The sequence below is a fragment of the Pigmentiphaga sp. NML080357 genome, from assembly GCF_002188465.1.
In the GTDB taxonomy this organism is placed as follows: Bacteria; Pseudomonadota; Gammaproteobacteria; order Burkholderiales; family Burkholderiaceae_B; genus Pigmentiphaga.
This window is the reverse complement of the sequence record NZ_NINW01000049.1, coordinates 512,106-536,911: the sequence shown is the minus strand read 5'-3', so window position 1 is coordinate 536,911 and position 24,806 is coordinate 512,106. Positions and strand designations below refer to the sequence as shown.

General features: G+C 67.1%; 27 protein-coding genes. 5 read left to right on the top strand and 22 right to left on the bottom strand.

What is annotated here, in order from left to right; all coding sequences use genetic code 11:
* Positions 1 to 13: 13 nt before the first annotated feature.
* Complete coding sequence (locus CDO44_RS25075) at positions 14 to 937, bottom strand: pyrimidine 5'-nucleotidase (protein ID WP_087782944.1); 924 nt, start codon at positions 935 to 937, stop codon at positions 14 to 16.
* A 155-nt stretch (positions 938 to 1,092) separates the two neighbouring features.
* Positions 1,093 to 2,022: an acetylglutamate kinase gene (argB, locus tag CDO44_RS25070; protein ID WP_087783124.1), complete on the bottom strand. Its 930-nt coding sequence runs from the start codon at positions 2,020 to 2,022 to the stop codon at positions 1,093 to 1,095.
* Positions 2,023 to 2,515: 493 nt separating this feature from the next.
* On the opposite strand from argB, the gene cueR reads away from it, so the two are divergent.
* Genes cueR through CDO44_RS25055 form a run of 3 tightly spaced genes read left to right on the top strand, consistent with a single transcriptional unit; the run spans position 2,516 to position 3,735 of the window.
* The gene (cueR, locus tag CDO44_RS25065; protein WP_087783123.1) at positions 2,516 to 2,959 is read left to right on the top strand and encodes a Cu(I)-responsive transcriptional regulator; all 444 of its coding nucleotides are present in this window, start codon (positions 2,516 to 2,518) and stop codon (positions 2,957 to 2,959) included.
* A complete protein-coding gene (locus tag CDO44_RS25060) occupies positions 2,956 to 3,429 on the top strand; it encodes a DUF411 domain-containing protein (RefSeq protein WP_087782943.1) in 474 nt (157 codons plus the stop codon). Before cueR ends, CDO44_RS25060 begins: the two co-directional genes overlap by 4 nt.
* A 12-nt stretch (positions 3,430 to 3,441) precedes the next feature.
* Entirely contained in the window at positions 3,442 to 3,735 is a 294-nt protein-coding gene (locus tag CDO44_RS25055; RefSeq protein ID WP_233146344.1) for a copper-binding protein, read from the top strand.
* Between the two features lie 53 nt (positions 3,736 to 3,788).
* Here CDO44_RS25055 and hslU read toward each other — a convergent pair whose 3' ends face one another.
* The 9 genes from hslU to dapF form a co-directional block, all read right to left on the bottom strand.
* Entirely contained in the window at positions 3,789 to 5,105 is a 1,317-nt protein-coding gene (hslU, locus tag CDO44_RS25050) for an ATP-dependent protease ATPase subunit HslU (protein ID WP_087783121.1), read from the bottom strand.
* Between the two features lie 5 nt (positions 5,106 to 5,110).
* On the bottom strand, positions 5,111 to 5,647 hold the full coding sequence (gene hslV / locus CDO44_RS25045; RefSeq protein WP_087782942.1) for an ATP-dependent protease subunit HslV: 537 nt from the start codon (positions 5,645 to 5,647) through the stop codon (positions 5,111 to 5,113).
* Positions 5,648 to 5,830: 183 nt separating this feature from the next.
* Positions 5,831 to 6,256, bottom strand: a complete 426-nt coding sequence (dksA, locus tag CDO44_RS25040) for an RNA polymerase-binding protein DksA (protein ID WP_087782941.1) — start codon at positions 6,254 to 6,256, stop codon at positions 5,831 to 5,833.
* A gap of 199 nt (positions 6,257 to 6,455) precedes the next feature.
* Positions 6,456 to 7,583, bottom strand: a complete 1,128-nt coding sequence (locus tag CDO44_RS25035) for a GTP-binding protein (RefSeq protein WP_087782940.1) — start codon at positions 7,581 to 7,583, stop codon at positions 6,456 to 6,458.
* A 37-nt stretch (positions 7,584 to 7,620) separates the two neighbouring features.
* Entirely contained in the window at positions 7,621 to 8,109 is a 489-nt protein-coding gene (locus CDO44_RS25030; protein ID WP_087782939.1) for a Fur family transcriptional regulator, read from the bottom strand.
* A 226-nt stretch (positions 8,110 to 8,335) separates the two neighbouring features.
* Positions 8,336 to 9,529 (bottom strand): class I SAM-dependent rRNA methyltransferase, encoded by a 1,194-nt coding sequence (locus CDO44_RS25025; protein ID WP_087782938.1) that lies wholly within the window; start codon positions 9,527 to 9,529, stop codon positions 8,336 to 8,338.
* A gap of 118 nt (positions 9,530 to 9,647) precedes the next feature.
* On the bottom strand, positions 9,648 to 10,613 hold the full coding sequence (gene xerC, locus CDO44_RS25020) for a tyrosine recombinase XerC (protein ID WP_087782937.1): 966 nt from the start codon (positions 10,611 to 10,613) through the stop codon (positions 9,648 to 9,650).
* Between the two features lie 68 nt (positions 10,614 to 10,681).
* Positions 10,682 to 11,350, bottom strand: coding sequence for a DUF484 family protein (locus CDO44_RS25015; protein WP_087782936.1), 669 nt, complete (start codon positions 11,348 to 11,350; stop codon positions 10,682 to 10,684).
* A gap of 48 nt (positions 11,351 to 11,398) precedes the next feature.
* Complete coding sequence (dapF, locus tag CDO44_RS25010; RefSeq protein ID WP_087782935.1) at positions 11,399 to 12,274, bottom strand: diaminopimelate epimerase; 876 nt, start codon at positions 12,272 to 12,274, stop codon at positions 11,399 to 11,401.
* 251 nt (positions 12,275 to 12,525) lie between these two features.
* Here dapF and CDO44_RS25005 point away from each other — a divergent pair, with 251 nt between their 5' ends.
* Positions 12,526 to 14,172 carry a DEAD/DEAH box helicase gene (locus tag CDO44_RS25005; protein WP_087782934.1) on the top strand — a complete coding sequence of 549 codons (1,647 nt, stop codon included), beginning with the start codon at positions 12,526 to 12,528 and terminating at the stop codon, positions 14,170 to 14,172.
* A gap of 27 nt (positions 14,173 to 14,199) precedes the next feature.
* Here CDO44_RS25005 and CDO44_RS25000 read toward each other — a convergent pair whose 3' ends face one another.
* Complete coding sequence (locus tag CDO44_RS25000; RefSeq protein WP_087783120.1) at positions 14,200 to 15,186, bottom strand: tripartite tricarboxylate transporter substrate binding protein; 987 nt, start codon at positions 15,184 to 15,186, stop codon at positions 14,200 to 14,202.
* A gap of 191 nt (positions 15,187 to 15,377) precedes the next feature.
* Here CDO44_RS25000 and gcvA point away from each other — a divergent pair, with 191 nt between their 5' ends.
* Positions 15,378 to 16,322 carry a transcriptional regulator GcvA gene (gene gcvA, locus CDO44_RS24995; RefSeq protein WP_087782933.1) on the top strand — a complete coding sequence of 315 codons (945 nt, stop codon included), beginning with the start codon at positions 15,378 to 15,380 and terminating at the stop codon, positions 16,320 to 16,322.
* Here gcvA and CDO44_RS24990 read toward each other — a convergent pair.
* The 10 genes from CDO44_RS24990 to CDO44_RS24945 all read right to left on the bottom strand — a co-directional run bounded on the left by CDO44_RS24990 (position 16,304) and on the right by CDO44_RS24945 (position 24,658).
* Entirely contained in the window at positions 16,304 to 17,077 is a 774-nt protein-coding gene (locus CDO44_RS24990; protein WP_087782932.1) for a citryl-CoA lyase, read from the bottom strand. The two genes, gcvA and CDO44_RS24990, sit on opposite strands and share 19 nt — an antisense overlap.
* 16 nt (positions 17,078 to 17,093) lie before the next feature.
* Entirely contained in the window at positions 17,094 to 17,426 is a 333-nt protein-coding gene (locus tag CDO44_RS24985; protein WP_087782931.1) for a MaoC family dehydratase, read from the bottom strand.
* An 8-nt stretch (positions 17,427 to 17,434) separates the two neighbouring features.
* Positions 17,435 to 17,884 carry a MaoC family dehydratase N-terminal domain-containing protein gene (locus tag CDO44_RS24980; RefSeq protein ID WP_087782930.1) on the bottom strand — a complete coding sequence of 150 codons (450 nt, stop codon included), beginning with the start codon at positions 17,882 to 17,884 and terminating at the stop codon, positions 17,435 to 17,437.
* On the bottom strand, positions 17,881 to 19,083 hold the full coding sequence (locus tag CDO44_RS24975) for a CaiB/BaiF CoA-transferase family protein (protein ID WP_087782929.1): 1,203 nt from the start codon (positions 19,081 to 19,083) through the stop codon (positions 17,881 to 17,883). Before CDO44_RS24975 ends, CDO44_RS24980 begins: the two co-directional genes overlap by 4 nt.
* 137 nt (positions 19,084 to 19,220) lie before the next feature.
* Entirely contained in the window at positions 19,221 to 20,192 is a 972-nt protein-coding gene (locus CDO44_RS24970) for a tripartite tricarboxylate transporter substrate binding protein (protein ID WP_087782928.1), read from the bottom strand.
* A gap of 141 nt (positions 20,193 to 20,333) precedes the next feature.
* Positions 20,334 to 20,636, bottom strand: a complete 303-nt coding sequence (locus tag CDO44_RS24965) for a putative quinol monooxygenase (RefSeq protein WP_158213433.1) — start codon at positions 20,634 to 20,636, stop codon at positions 20,334 to 20,336.
* A 41-nt stretch (positions 20,637 to 20,677) separates the two neighbouring features.
* Positions 20,678 to 21,499, bottom strand: a complete 822-nt coding sequence (locus tag CDO44_RS24960) for a sugar phosphate isomerase/epimerase (RefSeq protein ID WP_158213432.1) — start codon at positions 21,497 to 21,499, stop codon at positions 20,678 to 20,680.
* 31 nt (positions 21,500 to 21,530) lie between these two features.
* Positions 21,531 to 22,325, bottom strand: a complete 795-nt coding sequence (locus tag CDO44_RS24955) for an aspartate/glutamate racemase family protein (protein ID WP_144389592.1) — start codon at positions 22,323 to 22,325, stop codon at positions 21,531 to 21,533.
* A gap of 39 nt (positions 22,326 to 22,364) precedes the next feature.
* The gene (locus CDO44_RS24950) at positions 22,365 to 23,693 is read right to left on the bottom strand and encodes a CapA family protein (RefSeq protein WP_087782924.1); all 1,329 of its coding nucleotides are present in this window, start codon (positions 23,691 to 23,693) and stop codon (positions 22,365 to 22,367) included.
* Positions 23,694 to 23,698: 5 nt separating this feature from the next.
* The gene (locus tag CDO44_RS24945) at positions 23,699 to 24,658 is read right to left on the bottom strand and encodes a tripartite tricarboxylate transporter substrate binding protein (protein WP_087782923.1); all 960 of its coding nucleotides are present in this window, start codon (positions 24,656 to 24,658) and stop codon (positions 23,699 to 23,701) included.
* Positions 24,659 to 24,806: the final 148 nt, after the last annotated feature.

The following is a 24,806-nucleotide window of genomic DNA, read 5'->3' as shown; positions in this document are numbered from 1 at the left end:
CGGCGGAAGGCGGCTAACTGCGCCGCAGGGCGCGACGCTGTAACAACAAGTGACTGACCGAGTTTACTTGAAGGTCGATAAAAAGCGGGCGTCCGCGATGTGTCTTTGCGAAGGGCGTGCCCGGGTGCCGGACGTAGACGGTGCGCATGCCTGCTTTCCGCGCCCCGCGCAGGTTGGCGGACGTGTCCTCCACCAACACCGAGTTGTGAGCGCTTACTCCCTCCATTGCCATGACATGACGGAGCAAGGCCGGCGAAGGCTTGACCCGGAATTCGCCGTGGAAGTACATGTCCTCCACCGCCCAGAGGCTGTCGAAACAGTGCAGAATGCCCAGATGGGTCAGGATCGTCCGCGCATAGTTGTGTGGCGCATTCGTCAACAGGATCTTGCGCCCCGGCAGGCGTGACAAACGGTTACGCAAATCCTTGTCGGCCCGCACCAGCGGGCGGATGTCGAAACTGTGGCTGCGATGCAGGAAATCCGCCGCCGATACCCCGTGGTGCTTGACCATCCCGATCAGCGTCGCCCCATAGCGCTGCCAGTAACGCTTGCGCAGCGTGTGGGCTTCTTCCAGCGACACGTTCAGCGTCTCCATGACCGCCTGGGTCATGGACAGATCGATATGCGAGAAGATGGCGTGGGATGCGTCGTGGAGGGTATTGTCCAGGTCGAAAAACCAGACCGGCTCGCCCCGTCCCGCCGCCCTCAACGGCCGCCGCGTCGCCCGCACCCGGCTGAGCGGCCTGCGGATCTGCCGCCGCGCCGTGGCCAGCGACGGCACCCCTGTCACCGCCGCCGCAATCTCGCTGACGACCAGCTCCCCCTTACGCCCTTCCGGGCGCCCCCCACGGGACGGCGCGAGCGGACTGGCGGAGCCGGAGCCGCCGCGTCCTGGATCGAAAGGCGGCGTCTCGGGCTGGGAATTGTCGTGACTCATGTAAAAAGTATTCTTTGCAAATATCGCGCGTGGCTGTGGCGAACGGCACTTCACCTTGCGACAGGCCGCGGGCTTGATCCCCGGGGCACAGTGGCTCCGGCTTTGCCGGTCCGGCTGTGCCGCCCCTGGGTGCGCGCGAAGCGCGCAGGGGTATATCAGTGCGATTTGATCATCGTGCCCACGCCTTGCGCGGTCAGGATTTCCAGCAGCAGGCAGTGCTCGACGCGGCCGTCGACGATGTGCACGGAATTGACGCCGCTCTTGGCGGCCTCCAGCGCCGAGGAGATCTTGGGCAGCATCCCCCCCGAAATGGTGCCGTCGGCGAACAGTTCGTCGATCTTGGCCGCGGTCAGTCCCGTCAGCAGGTTGCCGTTCTTGTCCAGCACGCCCGGCGTGTTGGTCATCATGATCAGCTTTTCGGCGTGCATGACCTCGGCGACCTTTCCGGCCACGAGGTCGGCGTTGATGTTGTAGGCCATGCCGTCCTCGCCGAAGCCGATGGGCGAGATGACCGGGATGAACTGATCGTCCTGCAAGGCCTTCACCACCGACGGATCGATGGAGGCGATCTCGCCCACGAAGCCCAGGTCCAGCTGCGCGCCGGGATTGTTCTTGTCCGGCATCAGCATCTTGCGAGCGCGGATCAGCCCGCCGTCCTTGCCGGTCAGGCCCACGGCCTTGCCGCCGAACTCATTGATCATCATGACGATGTCCTGCTGGACCTGGCCGCCCAGCACCCACTCCACCACTTCCATGGTCTCGGCGTCGGTCACGCGCATGCCCTGGACGAAGGTGCCCTGCTTGCCCACGCGCTTGAGCGCATCGTCGATCTGCGGACCGCCGCCATGGACCACGATGGGATTCAGGCCCACCAGCTTGAGCAGCACCACGTCGTGGGCGAAGCTGCGTTGCAGGCGCTCCTCGGTCATGGCGTTGCCGCCGTACTTGACCACGATGGTCTTGCCATGGAAGCGGCGGATATAAGGCAGGGCTTCGGCCAGCACGCTGGCCTTGACGCGCGGCGTGAGGGTGGCCAGGGGCCCCTGTTCGGAAGACGAGGAATCGGCTTGGTTGATGTCGGTCATGGCGGCGCGCCCGGGCGAAGGATGGACAAACAGCCCCAATTGTAGCCACTGCGCGCGCAGGGATTCCGTCCACAGGATATCCCACCCTTATCCCGCGCTTATCCCGGCCTTGTCCCCAGGCTTGCCCACCGGTCATGCACCGCTTCTTCACAGGGTTCCGCACCGCTTTTCCACAGGCGCGAGGGCGGTTGTCCACCCACTGTCCCCTGGCAGTGCACAGCTTTCCCACAGCCTGCCCACAGCCATCTCCACAGCTTTTCCACATGGCTGTCCACGGGCTTTCCACCGGATTTCCACACACTTTCCCACAAGGTTTTCCACCGGCTTGACTTGAACCTGTGCGCGGCACCCCCATTTACTTTGCCATGATGTCAAGGTTTAGAATCTTGCCAGGCCATCCGCGAACTGAACCGGGGGCCGGCGCCGCGCACCCATGCCGGCGCGCGCGACACACACCGATGGACGAGCAGGCACGAAGACCGTCATGCAAACGCTGAATATTGGACAAGCCGCCGAGGCATCCGGCGTATCGGCCAAAATGATCCGCCACTACGAGGCCATCGGCCTGATCCCGGCGGCGCACCGCACCGAGGCCGGCTATCGCCTGTACGGCGAGAGCGACATCCATACGCTGCAGTTCATTCGCAATGCGCGGGATCTCGGTTTCTCGATCCCGCAGATCGGTACGCTCCTGGAACTGTGGAACGACCGCGGCCGGCCGAGCTCGGAAGTCAAGCAACTGGCCTGCGAGCATATCGCCGAACTCGAAGACAAGATCCGTGGTCTACAAGCCATGAAGGCCACGCTCGAGCAATTGGCTTCGCACTGCCATGGCGATCACCGGCCCGACTGCCCCATCCTGACGGGCCTGGCGACGCCGGGCATGGGCAACCGCGGATCGGCCGCTCCCAACCACTCCCACGCCCGCAAACCATGAAACCAATCCTTGCACCCGACCTGCGCCGCCGCCGAACCCTGTTAGCATTGACCGGACTGGCGCTGCCCGCGCTGGCCACGGCGAGCCCGGCGACGCTGCCGCGCATTGTCGTGTACAAGACCCAATACTGCGGCTGCTGCAAAGCCTGGATCAGCCATCTCGAACAGGCCGGGTTTCCGGTCGAGGCCCACGACGTGGCCGACACCGCTGCCTGGCGCGCCAAGCTGCGCATGCCGGACGCCTACGGCTCATGCCATACGGCGGCCGTCGAAGGCTACGCGCTCGAAGGCCACGTGCCCGCCGCCGACATCAAGCGCCTGCTCGCCGAAAGGCCCCGCGCCGTCGGCCTGGCAGTCCCTGGCATGCCGGTCGGTTCGCCCGGCATGGAAGCGGGCGGCCGCAGCGATCCCTACGACGTGCTGCTGGTCACGGCCGATGGCCGCTCGCGCGTCTACCGCGCTTATCGCTAGAAGGAGAATGCAGTGAAACGTCTACTCGCCCTGATCGCCACGGTTGCCGGACTCGGGCTGACCGTGGGCGCCGCGCTCGCGCAGGCGCTCAACGCCGAAGGCGAGGTGCGCCGCATCGATGCCGCCCACGGCAAGATCACGCTCAAGCACGGCCCCATTCCCAACCTGCAGCTGCCCGCCATGACGCTGGTCTTCAAGGTGGCCGACCCGGCCATGCTGAGCCAGGTCAAGCCGGGCGACACGGTGCGCTTCGCGGCCGACAAGGTCGAGGGCCAATACACCATCACGGCGATCCAGCCAAAATAACCGGGGCAAGGGCGGTTCTGTCCGTCAGCGGAAGAGCCGCCCGATGATCCGCCCTACAGCACGTAGCGCGCCAGGTCCTGGTGCGCCGCGGCCTCTTCCAGCTGCTTGTTCACATAGTCCGCATCGATGCGCACCACCTCCCCGCTCTTGCGGGAGGCGTCGAACGACAGTTCCTCGAGCAGCTTTTCCATGACGGTATAGAGCCGGCGCGCGCCGATGTTCTCGGTCTTCTCGTTCACCGCGAAGGCGAGCTCCGCGAGACGCTCGATGCCTTCGTCGGTGAACTCGAGCTTCACGCCTTCGGTCTCCAGCAGCGCGGTGTATTGCTTGACCAGCGAGGCGTCGGTTTCCGAAAGGATGCGCACGAAGTCCTTGGCCGAGAGCGAATCGAGCTCGACCCGGATCGGAAAGCGCCCTTGCAGCTCGGGAATCAGGTCGGACGGCCGCGACAGGTGGAACGCCCCCGAGGCGATGAACAGGATGTGGTCGGTGCGCACCATGCCGTACTTGGTGTTGACGGTCGTGCCTTCGACCAGCGGCAGCAGGTCGCGCTGCACGCCCTGGCGCGACACGTCCGAACCGCCGACTTCCTGGCGCGTGGCGATCTTGTCGATCTCGTCCAGGAACACGATGCCGTTCTGCTCGACGCTGGCCAGCGCCTTGGTGCGCAGCTCTTCCTCGTTCACCCGGCGGCCGGCTTCTTCGTCCACCAGCAACTTGAAGGCTTCCTTGATGCGCAGCTTGCGCGTCTTCTTCTTGCCCTGCGCCAGTCCGGCGAACATGCCGCGGATCTGCTCGGTCATCTCTTCCATGCCGGGAGGAGACATGATTTCCATCTGCGGCACCGGCTGGGCCACCTCGATTTCGATTTCCTTGTCGTCCAGCTGTCCTTCGCGCAAACGCTTGCGGAAGGTCTGGCGCGCGGAATTGTCCTCGCGCTGCGGATTGCCGAGCGCATCGCGCGCCGGCGGCACCAGCACGTCGAGGATGCGGTCCTCGGCGGCGTCCTCCGCCTGGGTGCGCACACGCCGCATCTCGGCTTCGCGAACCTGCTTGACCGCCACCTCCGCCAGGTCGCGGATGATGGTATCCACGTCGCGGCCCACGTAGCCCACCTCGGTGAACTTGGTGGCCTCGATCTTGACGAACGGCGCATCGGCCAGCCTGGCGAGGCGGCGAGCGATCTCGGTCTTGCCCACGCCCGTGGGACCGATCATCAGGATGTTCTTGGGATGGATCTCGTGGCGCAGGGGCTCGGGCACCTGCTGGCGCCGCCACCGGTTGCGCAGCGCGATCGCCACCGAACGCTTGGCCCTGTCCTGGCCGACGATGTACTTGTCCAGTTCGGAGACGATTTCACCGGGTGTCATCATGTTCATTCCAACACCTCGACGGTGTGATGCTGGTTGGTGTAAATGCAAAGATCGCCGGCGATGGCCAGCGATTTCCTGACGATGTCTTCAGGCGCCATGTCGGTGTTCTGCAGCAGCGCCAGGCCGGCCGATTGCGCATAGGCGCCGCCGGAGCCGATCGCGGCCAGCCCGTGCTCGGGCTCGAGCACGTCGCCGTTGCCGGTCAGCACCAGGGTCGATTCGCGGTCGGCCACGATCAGCATGGCTTCCAGCCTGCGCAGCACGCGATCGGTGCGCCAGTCCCGCGTCAGGTCGACAGCCGCCCGCAGCAGGTGGCCCTGATGCTTTTCCAGCTTGCCTTCGAAACGTTCGATCAAGGTGAACGCATCGGCCGTGGCGCCGGCAAAACCCGCCAGCACCGAATCCTTGTACAAGCGCCGCACCTTGCGGGCGCTTCCCTTCATGACGATGTTTCCCAGGGTGACCTGCCCGTCGCCGCCGAGGGCAACCCGGTTGCCGCGACGCACGCTGATGATGGTCGTGCCGTGGAATTGTTCCATTTGCTTTTCCTGATGGGCCTGCCCCTCCGGGGGCAGCGCGAGCGGACCGGCGGGCCGGATCCGCGACACCCCGTGCGGGGTGGATACGATTTTTACGATAGTGAGGCCGGGGTAGCCTTTCTTCAAGAGCGTCGAAAAAAAACGGCGCCCCGGGGCGCCGTCGTGCGAGCCCTCGGCTTGGGATCAGTCGCCGTAGAGCTTCTGCCGCAGTTCGCGGCGCTGCTGCGCCTCCAGCGACAGCGTGGCCGTGGGCCGAGCGAGCAAGCGGGCGATCCCGATGGGCTCGCCGGTTTCCTCGCACCAGCCGTATTCGCCCGACTCGATACGGGCAAGGGCCTGCTGCACCTTCTTGAGCAGCTTGCGCTCGCGATCGCGCGTGCGCAATTCCAGCGCATGCTCTTCCTCGATCGTGGCGCGGTCGGCGGGATCGGGCACGAAAGGCGTCTCGCGCAGATGCTCGGTGGTTTCGCCGGCATTCTGCAGCAGTTCGCGTTCGATTTCCTGCAGCCTGCTCTTGAAGAAGGCAAGCTGGGCTTCGTTCATGTAGTCGGCCTCGGGCATGGCCAACAACTCTTTTTCAGAGAGCACGGCAGCAGCCGGCTTGGTCATCACGTTTTCCAACGCGTCCTCCTGAGTGACTCTTAACGTTTTGCTTGACGCTTTCGTTGCCATGAAAATGCTCCGCGCGTATCAATAAAGAAGCCGTCCAATTCCACAGCATCCCCCAACCCAGGATGCGGTGGATCCGGCTCCGCCGGTCCACCCGCATCGCCCCCCGGGGGGCGCGCGTAAGCGCGTAGGGGGGGGGCTAATTCACCAAGCACTGCTCCAAACCGTGCATGAATACGTCGCGGGGCAGGTTGCGGCCGATGAAGACCAGCTTGCTGCCGCGTTTTTCCCCCGGCGCCCATGCCCGGCCGGCATCGGCCCCCATCAGCATGTGCACGCCCTGGAACAACATCCGGCGGTTGACGCCACTCATGTACAAGATACCCTTGTACCGCAATAAATCGGTTCCGTACACCTGCACCACGCCGCCCAGGAATTCCTCCAGCCGCATGGGGTCGAAGGGCTTGTCCGACTTGAACACGAACGCCCCGATGGCGTCGTCGTGATGGTGGTGATGATGGCCGTGGCCATGGTGGTGGCTCGGGTCGTTGCAGCCCTCGACCGCGCAATGTTCGTCGTGCTCATGGCCGTGGTCGTGGCCGTGCTCGTGACCGTGGTCATGGTCATGCGCCGCGGCGTCGGGATGCTCCTCGGCCAGGAACTCCGGATCGATGTCCAGGATGGCGTTCAGGTTGAAGCCATTGATGTCAAGGATTTCCTTGAGGTCGACCTGCCCGAAGTTGACCGGCGTGATCGTGGCGCGCGGATTGATGTGGACCAGGCGCGAACGCAGGGCCTGGTAATCGGCATCGCTGACCAGGTCCACCTTGGAGACCAGCAGGCGGTCGGCGAAGCCCACCTGGTTGAGCGCCTCGGGCTGCTCGTCCAGGGTCTGCATGCCGTGCTTGGCGTCCACCACGGTAATGACCGCGTCGAGCCTGAAGTAGCTGGCGACCTCGTCTTCCATGAAGAAGGTCTGGCACACCGGGCCGGGGTTGGCCATGCCCGTGGTCTCGATGATGACCCGCTCGAAATTGAGCGCGCCGGCGCGCCGCTTGTCCTTCAGGTCGATCAGGATGCGCACCAGGTCGCCGCGTACGGTGCAGCATACGCAGCCGTTGTTCATCTCGACGATCTGCTCGTCGCGATCCTGGATCAAGAGGTCGTTGTCCACGCCTTCCGGCCCGAACTCGTTCTCGATCACCGCGATCCGGCGGCCGTGGTGTTCGTTGAGAATACGGTTGAGCAGCGTCGTCTTGCCCGCTCCCAGGAACCCTGTCAGGACAGTGACCGGAATCTGCTTCGGTGTTTTGTCCGCAGCCTTCATCTATACAGCTCCTTGCACATGCGTCCTCCTGGACGCGTCAATGCGTTTTGCGCCCATCGCCGGCCTCCCGGCCGGCCCGCACGCAGGCGGGACAACGCCCGCGCACGACCATTTCGACATCGCGCCCTTCGAACCCGTCGGGCAGGCGATCGAGATTCTGCTGGATACCAACCGGCGCATCGATACAGAACATGCGGCGGCAGACATCGCACTGAAAATGCCCATGCGGCTCGCCATGGTGGTGATGCGCATGGTCGGAACCCGCCTCGTCTCCGGGCCGCGCGACGCTGAAGCGCCAGACGCGGTCTTCGCCCGCGATGCGGTGCGCCAGGCCGGTCTGCACCAGCCACTCCAGCACCCGGTACACGGTGACCCGGTCCACGGAAACCGACGATCCGATGCGGTCGAACAGCTCCTGGTGCGACAGGGCGCTGGCCGCTTCCATCAGGGTCGCCAAGACGTGCACCCGGGTCGCGGTGACTCGCGCTCCCTGGGCACGTATCGCCTCGCGGGCCAAATCCTCCACGCGTCACTCCTTCTCGCGTTCGGCCCAACGAGCGGGGCCGGATTACAGCACAAGCCGCTTCCCTAGGGCAAACCCGGGCTAACCCCCGGTTGCCGCGAAGTCGGCAAAACACCGGACGGTGTAACACGAATTGCCCTCGGCAAACGGGAGATATGGGGTCGGTTTGGGGGATTTCAAGCCCGACCATGGGTTTTGGTAACGGATTGCGACGGCGGCAAGCGCCTTTCTACACCCGCTGCAGCAGCAGGCCCTTCAGATACTCGCCCTCGGGGTGAGTCATGCGCATGGGATGGTCGATGCCGGCGGCCAACCGCTCCAACAGCACGAAATCCTCGCGGGAATCGATGGCTGCGCCCGCGACGATCTTCTGGAACAGGTCCACGCCGATGGCACCCGAACACGAAAACGTCAGCAGGTAGCCGCCGGGCTTGACCAGCTTCATGCCCTTCAGGTTCACGTCCTTGTAGGCACGCGCCGCCTTGTCCACGTGATGGGCCGAAGGCGCGAACTTGGGCGGGTCGAGCACCACGATATCGAACTGCCGTCCTTCCGCGGCCAACGCCTTCTGCGCATCGGCCACCTTGGAGACGCGGCACTCGAAAGCCGCTTCCGGCAGGCCGTTGCGGGCGGCATTGCGCGCGGCCATCGCCAGCGCGTCCGCCGAGGAATCCACCGAGACGGCATGGGCCGCGCCGGCGCGCATGGCGGCCAGCGAAAAACCGCCGGTATAGGAAAAGCAGTTCAACACCGTGGCGGACGGGCCGGCCAGCGCGGCCAGCTCCGCCACCCGCCTGCGGCTTTCGCGCTGGTCCAGGTAAAAGCCGGTCTTGTGGCCGTTGACGACATCCACGCCATAGCGCACGCCGTCCTCCACGATCTCCACCTCGGCGGGAGGATGCTCCCCGCGCAGGACGCCGGTACGAACCGCCAGCCCCTCGCGCTCGCGCGCCGCGGCGTCGGAGCGTTCGTACACGTTGCGGCACCCGGTGACACAGACCAGGGCATCCACCAGCGCGTCGCGCCAACGCTCGACCCCGGCGGCGAGGAACTGCACCACGAGCTGGTCCGCGTAGCGGTCGGCGACGAATCCAGGCAAGGCGTCGGCTTCGCCGAATACCAGCCGGACCGCGTCGGTGCGCGCCGCCAGGCTGGCGCGACGGGCCACCGCCTCGGATACGCGCGCGGCCATCCAGCCGGCATCGATCCGCTCGTCTTCCCGGAAGCCCCAGCAGCGCACGCGTATCTGCGACTCGGGGCTGTAGGCCCCCCAGGCGAGGAAATTGCCGCGGCTGTCGATCACGCGCACGGTATCGCCAGCCAGCGGCCGGCCGACGGCCTGCGCCACGGCGGTGGCGTAGACCCAGGGATGGCGCCGCAGCAGGGACTTTTCCTTGCCGGGCTTGAGAACGACGTCATTCATGGGGAATCTTCGAAGCGGAATGAAGCCGGGGCAGCGGAACGCGCCACCGGCATGATCACGGACCGCCATCGTACTTCGGCCGGCACGGCATCCCAAATCCGGAAGCCGGCCCTCCCCCTTACTTCTCGTCCTTGCGTGTCCGCCCCGCCCGCGGATGCGCCTTGTCGTACACCTTCGCCAGATGTTGGAAATCCAGCCGGGTATAGATCTGCGTCGTGGAGATGCTGGCGTGGCCCAGCATCTCCTGCACCGCGCGCAAGTCCTCGGCCGATTGCAGCACGTGGCTGGCAAAGCTGTGGCGCAGCACGTGGGGATGCACATGGGTCGGCACGCCGGCGGCCTGGCCGCGCTTGGCAAGCTGCGCCTGCACCACCCGGGTCGAGATGCGGCGGCCGCGCAGGCCCACGAAAAGCGCATGAGCATCGCCGCCGCGCGCGCCCGCGGCGAGCACCTGCCGCGCCGCGAGCCAGGCCCGAATCGCCTCGCAGGCCTGGCTGCCCACCGGCACGATGCGGCGCTTGCTGCCCTTGCCCAGCACGCTGACCTCGGCCTCGGCAAGGTCCAGCCAGCTGGAAGATTCGTAGCCGCCCTCGCGGGCATAGGCGACATCCAGGCCGACCAGTTCGGACAGGCGCAATCCGCTGGAGTAGAAAAGCTCGAACATGGCGGTGTCGCGCAGCGCGATGGCGCGCCGCTGCTCGGCGCTCTGCCCTGCCGTTTCGGGGACGACGGCCGGCGCATGATCGAGCAGGGCCTGGGCCTGGTCCACGGACAACGCCTTGGGCAGGCCGCGAGGCGCCTTCGGGCCGCGCACGCCTGCCGCCGGATTGCCCGGCATGCCCGCGCGCGGCGCCCACCATTGATAGAAGCCGCGCCAACTCGCAAGCAGGCGAGCCAGGCTGCGCGGGCTCATGCCCCGCGCATGCAGCAACCCCAGGTAACGCCGTACGTGGCCCTGCGAGATGCGCTCCAGCGGCAGGCCATCGGCCAGTTCGACCAGGTGGGCGAGATCGCGGCGGTACGCCGCCAGGGTATGGGGAGAATAGCGACGGCCCGAGCTCAGGTGTTCGAGCCATTCAAGCATGGGTCGGCCGAGTGCCGGCCCCGTATCGCCGGGCGAAGGGGGCGCGGCGTCGGCCACGGCGCGGCGCGTCAGGCAGCCGGGCCCTCGGCCAGCAGCCGCGACAGCGATGCGCTGGCCAGCTCGCCGATGCGCGACAGGAAGGCCGTCCCCATGGAAGGCGTGAAGCGCTCGGCATCGGGGGAAGCCAGGACCAGAAGACCGAAGGCTTCGGGCGCGATGCCCACGCGCAGCGGGATCAGCGCCAGCGAACGGACCTCCCGTTCCAGCCACGCGGCGGCCTCGAATCCCGAGTTGGGGCCGCAGTACGGCGACATCAGGCCGTTGGCGAAAGTCCGGGCGTCGGCCGAGACCTCGCCGCGCCAGGGCGCCTGGGCATCGCCCGGCGCGGTGTCCGCCCAGATCCGCAGCGCCACGTCGGGCACGCTGAAGATCTCGGCCAGGCCCTGGGTGACGGCCGCCGGCAGCGCCTGGGGGTCGCGTTCCTTGAGCAGGCTGCGGCTCCAGAGCAGCAGGCGGTCGGAAATGTGTTCGTTCTCGGACGCGGCGCGCACCAGTTCCGCCACCCGCAGCTCCATGCCCCGCACGCGATCACGCAACGCCAGCACCTGCCGCTCGGCCAGGGATACGGCCTTGCCCTCGTGGGGATGCGGCACCTTCATGGAAACGAACAGCTCGGCGTGCCGTTCGAAGAAATCGGTGTTGTCCCTCAAGTATTGTGCGACTTCGTTGGCGTCCATGTGCTTTCCGGAATTCCTCGTTGATGTAGGGTGCGGCGCGTCGGCCATTCAGCCCAGCAGGCGGTCGACGTCGACGGTGCCTTCGAACACGGTGACGGCCGGGCCGGTCATCAGCAACTGCTCGCCGTCCCAGGCGATGGTCAGGACGCCTCCGCGCGTCTGCACCCGCACCGGCGATTCGAGCAGGCCGCGGCGGATCCCCGCCGCCACCGCCGCGCACGCGCCCGTGCCGCAGGCCAGGGTTTCCCCCGCACCGCGCTCGTAGACGCGCAGCCGGATGTTGTGGCGATCGACGATCTGCATGAAACCGGCGTTGACCCGGCGGGGAAAACGCGGATGGCTCTCGATGCGAGGACCGATGCTGGCGACCGGCGCGGCATCGACGTCGTCGACCACCTGCACGGCGTGCGGATTGGAAATGCCCAGTGCCGAGACCCAGACGATGCGTTCCGGCTCGCCGGGCGCCGATACGTCGATCGGCCAGAGGGTGTCCTCGCCTTCCTTCCTGGGCGTCAGGCCGGCGGAATCGAACGGCACCGCGGCCGGCTCGAAGCTGGTGCGGCCCATGTCGACGCTGACCTCGCCGTCGTCCTGCTCGTTCAGGACGATGATGCCGGTGCAGATCTCGGCGCGCACCGGGTTGCGATCGGTCAGGCCCTGCTCGTGCACGAAGCGCACGAAGCAGCGGGCGCCATTGCCGCAGTGCTCGACCTCTCCGCCGTCGGCATTGAAGATGCGATAGCGGAAATCGGCATCGGATCGCGTGGGCCGCTCGACTAGCAGGATCTGGTCGGCGCCGACGCCGAACTGGCGATGGGCGAGCTTGCGCGCCCGCTCGGGAGTGAGCCGGATATCTTGGCGCACGCCGTCCAGGACGACGAAATCATTGCCCGCGCCGTGCATTTTGGTGAAGTGCCAGGTCATTGAAGGATTATATAGTCGGCGTGGGTTCGTCACCTTTCCCCGAAGCGAGCGGCCCGCCACCGCCAAACCGGGTCTACTCCCGCGCTTCCCTGTATCCTATGACCATGTCCACGAGATCGCACATTATCTTGGTGTTCCACGATACTTCCCACGCCGGCCTCCGCCCCCTCCCGGGCACCGCGGAGCCGGCTTTGCCGGTCCGCCAGTGCCGCCCCCCGGGGGGCGCGCGAAGCGCGTAGGGGGGACACCAGATGGCACGCATCGTCCCCGACGGCTGGCGGGAAATCAGCGCCACTGGCGCGGCCCGCCGGGAAATCGAAACCCTGGCCACGCTCGAACGCGGCCTGCCCGATTCCTACACGGTCTACCATGCCGTCCACTGGACGAACGTGGAACATGGCTTTTCCGTCTACGGCGACATCGACTTCGCCATCGTCAACGCCGCGGGCGACCTGCTGCTGATCGAGCAGTTGAGCGGTTTCCTGGAAGAAACGCCCGAGGGGCTGTGCAAGAAATACCCCAGCCACAGCACCAACGTACCCGTGCAGATCGCGCGCCAGCTCGCGGTGCTGCGCACCCGGCTGGCGCGCCGCCCGCACCTGGACGCCATCCGGGTCGAGTACCTGCTCTACTGCCCCGACTACACGGTGCGCCACCCCGAGACCGCCGGACTGTCGTCGGAGCGCATCGTCGATGCGACGGAGCGGGACCGCCTGTGCTCGGTCATCCAGCTCTCGCTGCCGCAGGCGCCGGCCACGCCCGCCGCGCCGGCCGTGCGGCGCTTCCTGGACGACATCATCCAACTCGAGCCCGACGCCAATGCGCTCGTGGGCCAGGCGCGGGCGCTGGTCACCCGCATTTCGGGCGGCCTCGCCCATTGGGCGCGCAGGCTGGAGTTCGAGCCATTCCGGCTGCGCGTCGTCGGCACCGCGGGGTCGGGCAAGACCCAGCTCGCCCATGCCGAGTACCGCGCGGCGCTCGACGCCGGCCGCCGTCCGCTTTACGTCTGCTTCAACCGCCCGCTGGCGGACCACTTCAACGGCATCGCGCCCGAAGGCGGCCTGGCCTGCACCTTCCATACGTTGTGCGACAAGGTGCTCCATGCGGCCGGCCAGCCGGTCGACTTCTCGGGCCCCAACGCATTCGACAACCTGGTCGGGCGTGCCGCGCGCGAAGCCGTGCCCGACCACCTGCGCTTCGACACCATCATCGTCGACGAGGGCCAGGATTTCTCGGACGACTGGCGCGACCAGATCCTGCGCCACGCCCGCGAAGACGCGCGCATGATCTGGCTCGAAGACCCGATGCAGAACCTCTACGGGAAACCGGCCGTGCAGCTGCCCGGCTGGGTCACGCTGCGAGCCCAGAGCAATTACCGCAGCCCGCGCAGCATCGTGAAGCTGCTCGACCGGCTCGTGCCCGACGACCTGCACATCGAGCCGCGCGGCCCCATCGCCGCGGGCGGGCTGGACGTGCTGGTCTACGAGAACGAGGCCGAACTGCTGGCCCATACCAAGAAGGCCATTTCGCAATGCCTGGCCGCCGGTTTCAAGCGCGCCGACATCGCCGTCGTCAGTTTCCGCGGCCGCGACAGTTCCGCCCTGCTGGGGCAGGCGCAGCTCGGACCTCACTCCATGCGCACTTTCACCGGCCGGTACGACCTTTTCGGCAAGCCCGAATTCTCCGCGGGCGAAGTACTGATGGAATCGGTCTACCGATTCAAGGGCCAGGCAGCTCCCGCGGTCGTCTTTACCGAGATCGATTTCGACCAGCTCGACGAAAGAGCCGCCCGCAAGCTGTTCGTCGGGGCGACGCGGGCCATGCTGCGGCTGGAGCTGGTGGTGTCGCGGCACGCCATGGAGCACGGGCTCCAGGCCGTACTGGAAGACGGTCGGTAGACGCCCGCGGGGAAAGCGCGCCGCCGTTCATTCGGCCGGCGCCTTGACCCCCGCCCGCTCGATCACCTTGCCCCATTTCTTTGTGTCGGCCGCGATGAGGGTGGCGAACTCCTCGGGGGTATTCGCCACGGCCTCCCCGCCCACCGCGGTCATGATCTGCGTCTTCACGTCCGGTTGCGCCAGTATGCGCGCAAGGGCCGCATGCAGCGTCCGCACGGCCGCCTCGGGCGTGCCGCGCGGCGCCACGAGCCCGTACCAGACGCTGGCCTCGAATCCCGGCACGCCGCTCTCGGCCACGGTGGGTATCGCCGGATAGCCGCCGAGGCGCGTCGCCGAGGTCACGCCGAGCACGCGCGCCTTGCCGCCGTTGACGATGGGCATCACGTCATTGCCGAAGGTCATCTGGATCACGCCCGCCGCCAACTCGTTGTTGCGCGTGGCCGTGGCCTTGTACGGAACGTGCACGGTCTGCACCCCGGCCATGTCATTGAACAGTTCGGCGGCAAGATGCGACGACGTGCCGTTGCCGGACGACCCGACATTCAAGGTACGCGGATGCCCCTTTGCCAGGTCGATCAGCTCGCGTACGGTCCGCGCCGGCACGGACGCGTTGACCGCCAGGAAGAAGGGGGTCGATGCGACCACCGTGACGGGCGCGAAATCGCGGACGGGATCGTATCGCAAGTGACCGTAGAGCGAGGGATTGATCGACAGCGTCGTCACCGTCGCCATCAGCAATGTATAGCCGTCGCCGGGCGACCGCGCGACGTGCTCGGCCGCCAGCATGGTGCTGGCGCCCGGACGGTTTTCGACGATGACGGTCTGGCCCAGCGCCTGCCCGAGCTTCTCGGCGACGATGCGCGACAACTGGTCCGCCGCGCCGCCCGGCGCGTGGGCGCAGACGATGCGCACGGGCTTGTCGGGATAATCCGCCCGGGCGGGTCCGGCCGCGACCAGCGCCAGGCATAGCGACAGCGGGAAGAGATGCGATGCGGGGGGAGTGCGGCCCTTCATGATCATGTCTCCGGTCGTTGCTGTTATAGTCGGATCGTCCCGGCGCATCGCCGGGACCGCTCGGCTTGCCGGCACAGCTGCACTGGCTTCGAGGGACAGCACAGCGCCGACGCGGCAAGGCCTACTGTGTAAAAGAAGCAGCTCGCGCACAATCCATTTAATCTCATGAGGGTGTGAGTTTTCTTCATACGATGCGACGGCTTCCCCCTCTCAATGCCATCCGCGCCTTCGAAGCGGCCGCGCGGCATCTGAGCTTCACCAAGGCCGCCCACGAGCTTTGCGTCACCCACGGCGCCGTCAGCCGCCAGGTGGCTGCCCTGGAGAACCATCTCGGGCTCGCGCTGTTCCATCGGCTCAACCACCAGATCCAGCTGACCGACGAAGGCCGCGCCCTGCTGTCGGAAGTCGGACCGGCGCTGGACCGCATCGCGCTGTCCACCTACTCGCTCACGCGCAAGGCCGGCCGGGTGGTGCTGGCCATCAATGCCCCGCCCACCTTCACCATGAAGTGGCTCATCCCGCGGCTGTCGGGATTCCAGCGCCAGCACCCCGAGGTCGAGCTGCGCTTGACGACCGGCGTCGCGGCGGTCGAATCCATGGCGCTGCCGGAACTCGACGCGGTCATACGCCGGCTGTCCGCCCCGCTGCCCAGGTTCGATTGCCACGAGTTCCTCCGCACCAATCTCGTCGCCGTATGCGCGCCCGAAATCCTGGAACTCGCGCCGGTGCGCGGGCCGCAGGACCTCAAGCAGCACACGCTCATCAACGCCTCGACGCACCCCCATGCCTGGGAACAGTGGTTTGCCGCCGCCGGACTGGAAGCGGTCGCGCCGGGCGGCACGCTGATGTTCGAAGAAATGTACTTTGCGCACCAGGCCGCCGTGGACGGGCTGGGCATCGCGCTCGTGCCCGAACCGCTGGCGATCGACGACCTTGCCGCCGGGCGCCTCTCGGCCCCGCTGGGTGCGCCCAGGGTGTATGACCCCAGTTACTTCCTGATCGCGTCTCCCCACACTCGCCATCGCGCCTTGCTGGAAGATTTCCTGGCCTGGCTGCAAGACCAAGGGGAAGAGTCGGACAGGCTCTGTGACGAGGTGCTGGGCGCGATGCGGGGCGGTCAACCGGGATCGCGGTAAGGCACGGCACGCTTGCTCGCCTGCCATATCGCGCGGGCGGAATGGGTGGCCTGTTCCTCGAGCAGGTGGCCGACCAGGCCTGCCGCCCGCGAGACGACCGAATAGCAGCGCATGGCCTGCAAAGGTATGCCGATCTCCAGGAAGAGCGCCCCCATCGCGCCGGTCGCATTGATCGTGAGGTGCCGGCCATGGATACGATCCACTTCGGCGCCGACCCGCTGCAACAGGCCCACATACCGCCCCGCGTAGCCGGCCTGGGCGGCGATCTCGAACAGGCGCGGCGTACGAGGGTCGTCGGGCTTGTGCGTGGCATGCCCGAAGCCGGGAACCGGCCGCCGGCCATCGTGCAAGGCTTGCACGCGACCGGCGATGGCCTCATCGATACCCGTCCGTTGCGATGCGCGCTCGATGTCGAGCAGCATGCGGGCGCAGTCCTCGGTCGTCCCCGCGAACACGCTGCCTATCGCCAGCAGCCCGCCGGCGACCGCCACCTGCGGTTCTTCCGGCACGCTGTCCGCCATCAGGCGGGCGATCACGGCGCTGGGAGTCAGCCCGTGTTCCGCCAAAGTCACGAGGCAGGCATCCAGGACGCGCGCCTGCCCTGGATCAGGCTTGCGCCCGCAGGTGAGGAAGTACAGCATCTCGGTAAAGGTGCAATGCCCGACCAGCTCGCCGAGCAGGTCCTTGCCGCGGACCCGGACCGACCTTGCGTCGGAGAAGCCGGTGTGGGTGCATAGCGATGGCGAATCGGGCATTGCGTCCTCCGGGACATCAGGTCAGGCGCGCGTAGCCGACCAAGGTCTTGCCGAACTGGGACTCGCACTGGGCCTGTCCATCGTCGTCGAGCGACACCTTCAGTTCGTCGCCCGGGCAGACCGGCGCGATGAACTTGACCGACAGCTCGCCGCGATAGTGCCACTCCTTGCCGTATTGGCGCGCCGCCAGGTCGGCCACATAGCCCAGGTACATCAGGCCGTGGCCCAGCGTTCCGCGGAATCCGCGCTGGCGGGCATATTCGTCGTCGTAGTGGAGGATGTCGTTGTCGCCATTGAGCCGGCCGTAGGCGTCGAACATTTCCTGGGTCTGGGGGATGACTCGTTCCATGGTTTTCCTCATTCCGGGAAAGCGGAGGTATGGAGAATGCGGGTCAGCTTCTGGCCGTCGGCGCGGGTGAAGTCGACCGAGTAGCAGATGTATTTCCTGCCCTTCTTCTCGTATTTGTCCTCCAGTTTTCCGGTGCCGATGACCTCGGTGTCCTCGTCGGCCCAGATCGGATGGTGGAACGAGAAGGTGTTGCCGATCATGATGCCGCCTTGCTGGGGCGGGTACTTGCGGTACATCACCGCCATCAGGTAGACGGCCACGACGTTGGGCGGCGCGGCGCGGCGGCCGTCGATCACGTAGGCCTCGGGGGTGGCGTTCACCACCGACATGTACTCGTCGATGACGTCCGGCGTGATGGTGAAGCGCAGCTCGGGAAACTCCGCGCCCACCTGCCAGTCCTTGTACAGGGCCGCGGGCAGGTCGCCTTCCCGGGGCTTGACTTCGCTAGGTCGCGTCATGCTCGTCCTCCTTCGGAAATGACACGTTGTTGAACCAGGGTATCGATCGCGGCATCGCCGTAGCCGCACAGGCGCCGCAACAGATCGCGGGTGTCCCCGCCCAGGCTGGGCGGATAGGGGAGCGGTCGGGCGGCCTCGTACTTGAATGGGTTGCCGAGGAACTTCATGGCCTGGCCGGAGCGGGGATGGGGCAACTCTTCCACCATGGCGCGCATCCGGGCCAACGGCTGCCCGACGGCGTCCGCCACGCTGTTGACCGGCGCCGCCGGCACGCGCGACGCAAACAGGTGCTCGCTCCATTGGGCCGAGGTCCGGGAAGCGAATACGTCGTTCAGGATCTCCGTGAGCGCCTCGACGTTGTCGATGCGGTCCTTAGCCTCCTTGAACCGTGGATCGGCGGCGAGGTCCTCGCGCCCGATCGCATCGCAAAAAGTCCGCCAGAACTGCTGGCCGGTCGGCGAGACGGCGATGTAGCGGCCGTCCAGGCAAGGATAGATGTCGCTGGGCGCGATGACGGGATGGCGGGCGCCGTTCGCCGAGGGCACTTCGCCCGACAGGAAATAGTTCTGCGCCTGCCAGGTCAACAGCGCCAGCTGGCAGTCGAGCAGGGAAACCTGCACCAGTTCGCCACGGCCGTCGCGCAGCGCCTTGAGCATGCCGCCCATGCATGCCAGCGCCAGGTACAGACCGCCCGCCAGGTCGGCGATCTGGTAGCCGACCCGCACGGGCTTGCCGCCGTTCTCGCCGGTAATGCTCATGACACCGCTGAGCGCTTGCACGATCAGGTCGAACGCGGGTGCGTTGGCGTAGGGAGGTTGATCGTGCAGGCCGATCAATTGGGCAATGCAAAGCCGGGGGTTCACGGCCAGCAGCGAGTCCTTGTCCAGCCCGAGCCGCGCCGGCACGTCCGGCGCGAAGCCATAGAGCACGGCATGGCTTTGCCTGACGAGGTCGTACAGGACTTCGCGGCCCCGGGGGTGCTTGAGGTCCAGGGCGATGCTCTTCTTGCCGCGATTGACCGAAAGGAAGAACCCGGGGTCGCCCTCGAACTCCATCGCATGCCGCGAAACCTGGCGCGCCAGGTCGCCTTCGAGCGGCTCGACCTTGATGACTTCCGCGCCCAATTGAGCGAGCAACTGGCCGGCGAAAGGGCCTCCCAGTACCCAGGTCAGGTCCAGGACGATGAACGATGAAAGCATGGTCTCCTCGCGCTTGCATGATCGAAGGCCGGCATCGGTCTGTGCCGGCCAGACAGATCATGCGCAGCGCCAGGCATGCGCTCAATCGAAATAGTGAGGGAGGGACGTGAGAGAAACTCACACGGGAATCGGCCCCCTCAATCCACGGTCGCCCCCGACTCCCGGACCACCGCGCCCAGCTTGTCGATCTCGCTGCGGATGAACCGGCCGAACGACTCCGGCGTATCCCCCACCGGCTGCATGACCTGGGCCAGCAGCTTTTCCTTGACGTCCTTGTCCTGCAGCGCGGCCGCGGTCTTGCGATGCAAGATCTCGATGACCGCTTTGGGCGTGCCCGCCGGCGCCAGCAGGCCGAGCCAGCCAGTGAACGCGTAGCCGGGCAGCGTTTCGGCCACGGTGGGTATGTCGGGCATGGATTCGAAGCGCTTGGCGCTGGTCACGGCCAGCGCACGCAGCTTGCCCGACTCCACGTGCGGCATCGCCACCGGGATGCTCTCGAAATCCACGTCGATCTGGCCCGCCAGCAGCGCGGCCACCGCCGGCGCGCTGCCGCGGTAAGGAACGTGGGTCATGCGCGTGCCGGCCAGGCTGTTGAACAGTTCTCCGGCGATGTGCATGGAAGTGCCGTTGCCGGCCGAGCCGCGGTTCACCTTGCCGGGATGCTTGCGCACGTAGCTCAGGAACTCGGCCATGTTGGTGGCCGGGACGGTGGCCGGATTGACGATCAGCACCAGCGGATAGGACACCACCTGCGTGATCGGCTCGAAGTCGGCCAGCGCGTCGTAGTTGAGCTTGCGATAGAGCGCGGGGTTGATGCCGTGGGTGCTGACGGATCCCATCAGGATGGTGTAGCCGTCCGGCTCGGCGCGCGCCACGGTTTCCGACGCGATGACGCCTCCGCCGCCGCCGCGGTTCTCGACGATGAAGGGTACGCCCGTGCTTTGCGAGAGTTTTTCGCCCAGCAGCCGGGCCACCAGGTCGGTCGGCCCGCCGGGCGCCGCGCCGACGATGATGCGCACCGGCTTGGAGGGATAGCTGTTCTGCGCCAGAGCGGGCCCGGCCGCGGCGATTCCCAGCGCCAGCAAGATCGGACAGAGCAAAGTACGCATGGTGGTCTCCTCGTTGTCAGGGTTGCGGCAAGCAGGGGGCCTCGCGATACGCGGCCCGTCCGGGAAACGGGTGCGCGCCGGGCGATGCATGCCGATACGGCCCCGATGGCGGGGCCGGCAAGACCCGCGGTACTGGTGCGGCTAGGCCGCGGGCGTCACCACGCGGCCGTGCGTGATGTGGCGATTGAATATCCAGGCGTCATAGCGCTTGCGGGTGTCGCCCAGCGCGGAGTGCTTCAGGTGCCAGTCGAGGGCGGCCTGGTCTTTCCATTCCTCGAACAGGAACACCCGATCGTCCATGGGCGCGGACGGCGTGATGATCTTGAACTGCAGGCAGCCCTCCTCTTTCAGCGAATTGGCGGCATGTGCCTGCATGACCGCGAGGAATTCCTCGCGGTGTTCGGGCTTGATGGAGAATTCGACGATCAGCGAAATGGCTTGCATGGATCTGTCCCGTAGGTTCGGTTGTCGGAATGAGTGACCGGTCATGCCGTGGAAGCCGTCCACAGCTTCCGGCAGCGATCGACGGCAATGCGCACCACTTCGTCGGGGGCGCACGCCCACCAGTCGGTGGAGAAGATCTCGACTTCGTAGGGCCCGCGATAGCCGTTGCGTTCGAGGCGCCGCACCAGCCCCGGGAGGTCCGCGGCGCCGTCGCCCATCATCGCGCGGTCGTTGACGGGATGGCGGGTCGGCACGCGCCAGTCGCACAGCTGCACGGTCGCGACATGCGGCAGATGGCGCGAGTCGAGACTGGCATGCAGGTCCGGATCCCACCAGGTGTGGAAGACGTCGACCACCACGCCGCACCCCGCGCCGGCCTCCTCGCACAGCCGCAATGCCTGCGCGAGCGTGTTGACGCAGCCGCGCTCGGCCGCGTGCATGGGATGGAACGGTTCGATGCCGAGCCGCACGCCGGCCCGCGCGGCCAGCGGCGCCGCTTCGCACAGCAGCTCCAGCACCTCGGCGCGGGCTCGTTCGAGCCCTGCCGCCGCGCCGCCGCCGCATACGAATACGATTGCCCCCGCCCCGATCTCGGCGGCTTCGTCGATGGCGCGCCGGCAATCGTCCCAGGCGGCGCGGGGACCCGCCTCGCGCCATTGCGCGAGATCCCCGGCCTTGCACAGCGAGGGCACCCAGGCCCCGGCACCGCGCAGCAACCGCCGCGCCCTGCCCACGCCGCATTCGGCCAGCTTGTCGCGCCAGACGCCTATGCCGTGCACGCCATGCCGCGCATAACCGGCAACGGCCTGCTCCAGCGACCAGGCCGGCGTGGTGATCTGGTTGATGGCGAGCCGCTCCAGCATCACGCGCCTCCCCCGCTTGCGCCCAGCAGCTTCATCGCGCCCGCAAGGCGTCGATGTTGCGCACTTCCGCCACCTTGCGCACATACTCCTCGGGCGGAGCCTGGTACAGCAGCTTGCGGCTCACGTGTACGCCGGTCATCTGCTTCATGGCGACCACCATCTCCGTGGCCTTGACCAGCAGGCGGTAGCAATCGAGCAGCGGCACGCCGTCGACCTCGAATATGCCGCGCTGCGCCAGCAACGTGGAGGAAGGCCCGGCGGGAATCACCACTTCGGCGCCGCGCTCGATGGAGCGGCGCGCGGCGGCCAGAATCTGCTCCACGCAATCGTCGCCGACGCCCTGGTCGGTGAACACGGTGTCGAATCCGCGAATGTTCGAGAACTCGATGTACTCGACCGATGCCAGCCGGTCGCGCAATCCGTACCCGATGGGGATCTCGCGATAGCGCGGAACCATTTTCTCGTTCGGCACCACCAGGCCGAAGCATTCCCCCATGGTGCAGGCATGGAAGCAGCAGACCTCCATGAACGAGACGACGGGAATGTCGAGGATCTCGCGCAGTTCGACCAGCGCGGGATCCAGCGAGTTGGCCAGCACGAACGCGTCGTAGCCTCCCTGCTGGCGGATGGCCAATGCGTTGTCGATGATCTCGCGCACGTCGTAGTTCCAGAAGAGCCGGAACTGGTCGCCCAGCGCGCCCTGCTTCGTGCCTCGCACCTCGACCTTGGTGCCGGGCAAGGCGGCGCCGTCGCACAGGGCCTGCGTGGCGCGCAGGAAGTTCGCCATGCCAGTTTCCGACGAGACGAGCTGATACCAGATTCGCATTACTGCCTCCTTGAGTGAGTCGTGAAGGACATGGCCGCGCTATGCCCCGAGCAAAACGTACTGTTCGCGGTCGAGCCGCAGTCCGGTACCCAGGTCGCGGCTGAGGTCCGCGACCTTCTCCATCAACCGCCGGGCCTCGGGGCCCTCCGCCAGTCTCGGCAAGCCATCCGGTTCGGCTGCGCCGCTCCACAGCACGAGCGGCCGGACCGTGAACGCGGGCGGCTCGCCGCGCCGGCACGATAGCCGCACCAGCAGAGCCTCCCAAGGCGAGCGATGGCGATAGAACCCCGCGCTCTCGCGCCGGGCGCGATAGACCTCGCCCAGTTCCGCGTCGCCCATGGCATAAGCCTCGAAGAAATCGGCAGGCTGCGTCGGGAACAGATAGGGCTGGAACACGAAAGCCCCGATGCCGTGGAAAATGGGACGGCCCTGGTGCACCTGCACGCCCCGCACACCGTGGGCGCCGTGCGCGATGACCGCATCGGCCCCCGCCTCTACGGCGCGACAGGCCAGCTCCACGGCGAACGCGGCGGGCACTTCGGGCCGGCTGTCGTATTCATGCGTGTGCAGGCTCAGCAGCACCCATTCGGCATCGCGGCGCGCCGCGCGCACGGCCGCCTCGATGTCCGCCGCATCGTCGGGAGCGGCCCACGACTCCACACCGAACGCGTCGCCGCGCACGAATTGCGTACCGAACAGGGACAGCGTTTCTCCGCGCTCCTTGTCGTAGTTCCGCGCGAGCGGGTGTTCGCGGTGCTTGGCGTGTCCGTCGCGCGGCAGGTTCCGGGCGATGCGTTCGAGCGCCGCATACGCCTGGGCATCGACGCGGTACCGCGTGCCGAAACGGAGCGGCGAAACGCCCGGGCGCCCCGGCGCATCCGGGCGCCGGCGGCCTGCCCGCGCGTGGTCCGGGTGACTGGACGAGACGGCCAGCACCGCGACGCGCCCTCCCGGCGTGTCGATTACCGTGTGGCGGCGCGCCTGGGCAAGATCGGCGCCGGTGCCGGCATACCGGATGCCGAGTCGGCACAGCGTCTCTTCCGTCTGCCGCAAGCCGTCGGCGCCGTAATCGCCCGCATGGTTGTTGGCGGTGGACACCACGTTGATCCCCAGCCAGGCAAGCTCGTCACCCAGCGCCGCGGGCGCCCCGGCCCATGCGCCAGGGGCCTGGGCCGCCGCGGCGGTGGGTCGCTGCAGCAACTGGACTTCGAGATTGGCAAAGCGCACGTCGCACGCGCGCAGCGCCCGGACCGCCGCGGCGAACCCGGGATCGGCCTGCGCGCGCAACGCCTTGCCGATGTAGATATCGCCAACCGCGCCCACGGTGACCGCGCCGCCTTCCGGGAAGTCCGGATCGATGCGAGCCATGGCGTCTACTCGGCCCGGATGTTGGCGGCCTTCACCACCTTGGCGACGCGGGCGCGTTCGCGCGCGATGAAGTCGGCGAACTGCTGGCGCGTGCCGGGCGCCGGCGTGGCCCCCAAGTCCGTGAGCCGTTGCGATATCGCGGACTCGGCCACGACCTCGCGCAGAACGGCATTCAGGCGATCGAGCACGGCGGGCGGCGTGGCGGCAGGCGCGGCCAGGCCATACCACACCGACTCCTCGTAACCGGGCAGCCCGGCCTCGGCCGCGGTCGGCACGTCGGGCAGCAGGTCCATGCGCTGCGGCCGGGCGATCGCCAGCGCCCGCAACTTGCCCGCCTTGATGTGCGACATCGATTCCACCGTATTGAGCGGCATGAACGAGATGCGTCCGCCCAGCATGTCAGCCAGTGCCGGCGCCGCCCCCTTGTAGGGAACGTGCAGCACGTCGATGGAAGCGGCCTGCTTGAGCGATTCGCCCGCGAGGTGGGCCGAGCTGCCCACGCCGGGCGAAGCGTAGGTCAGCGCGCCCGGCTTGCTCCGCGCCTGTGCCAGCAACTGGCCCAGGGTCTTGAACGGCGAAGCCGCGGGCACGGCCACCACCAGCGGCGCGGAGGCGATCATGCCTATGGGCGCGAAGTCGCGCTGGCCGTCGAACGGCAGGTCTGGAAACAGGCTGTTGTTGGTCGCGATGGAGTTGGCCACCAGCAGGATGGTGTAGCCGTCCGCCGGCGCACGGGCAACGGCCTGCATGCCGATGTTGGAGCTGCCGCCGGGCTTGTTCTCGACGATGAAGGGCTGTCCCAGCCGGTCCGCCATCCGCTGCCCCACCAGACGCGCGACCGCGTCCGTGGCGCCTCCCGGCGCATAAGGCACGACGATGGTGACCGGGTGCGTAGGCCAGGCCTCCGCGGCCGTTGCCGCCATGGGCAACAGGAGCGCAAAGCTCGCCAGGACGCGTCGAATCATGGCCGTCTCCTCATTTATTAAACCAACGTTTGAATTATTATTGGCGATTATAGGACGTGATCGACGCCTCGCCACGAGGGTTAACCCGCGGAACGCGCCTGGCCCGGAGCAACACCGCGCGCTCCCGGATGCGCGGCATCCAGCATGC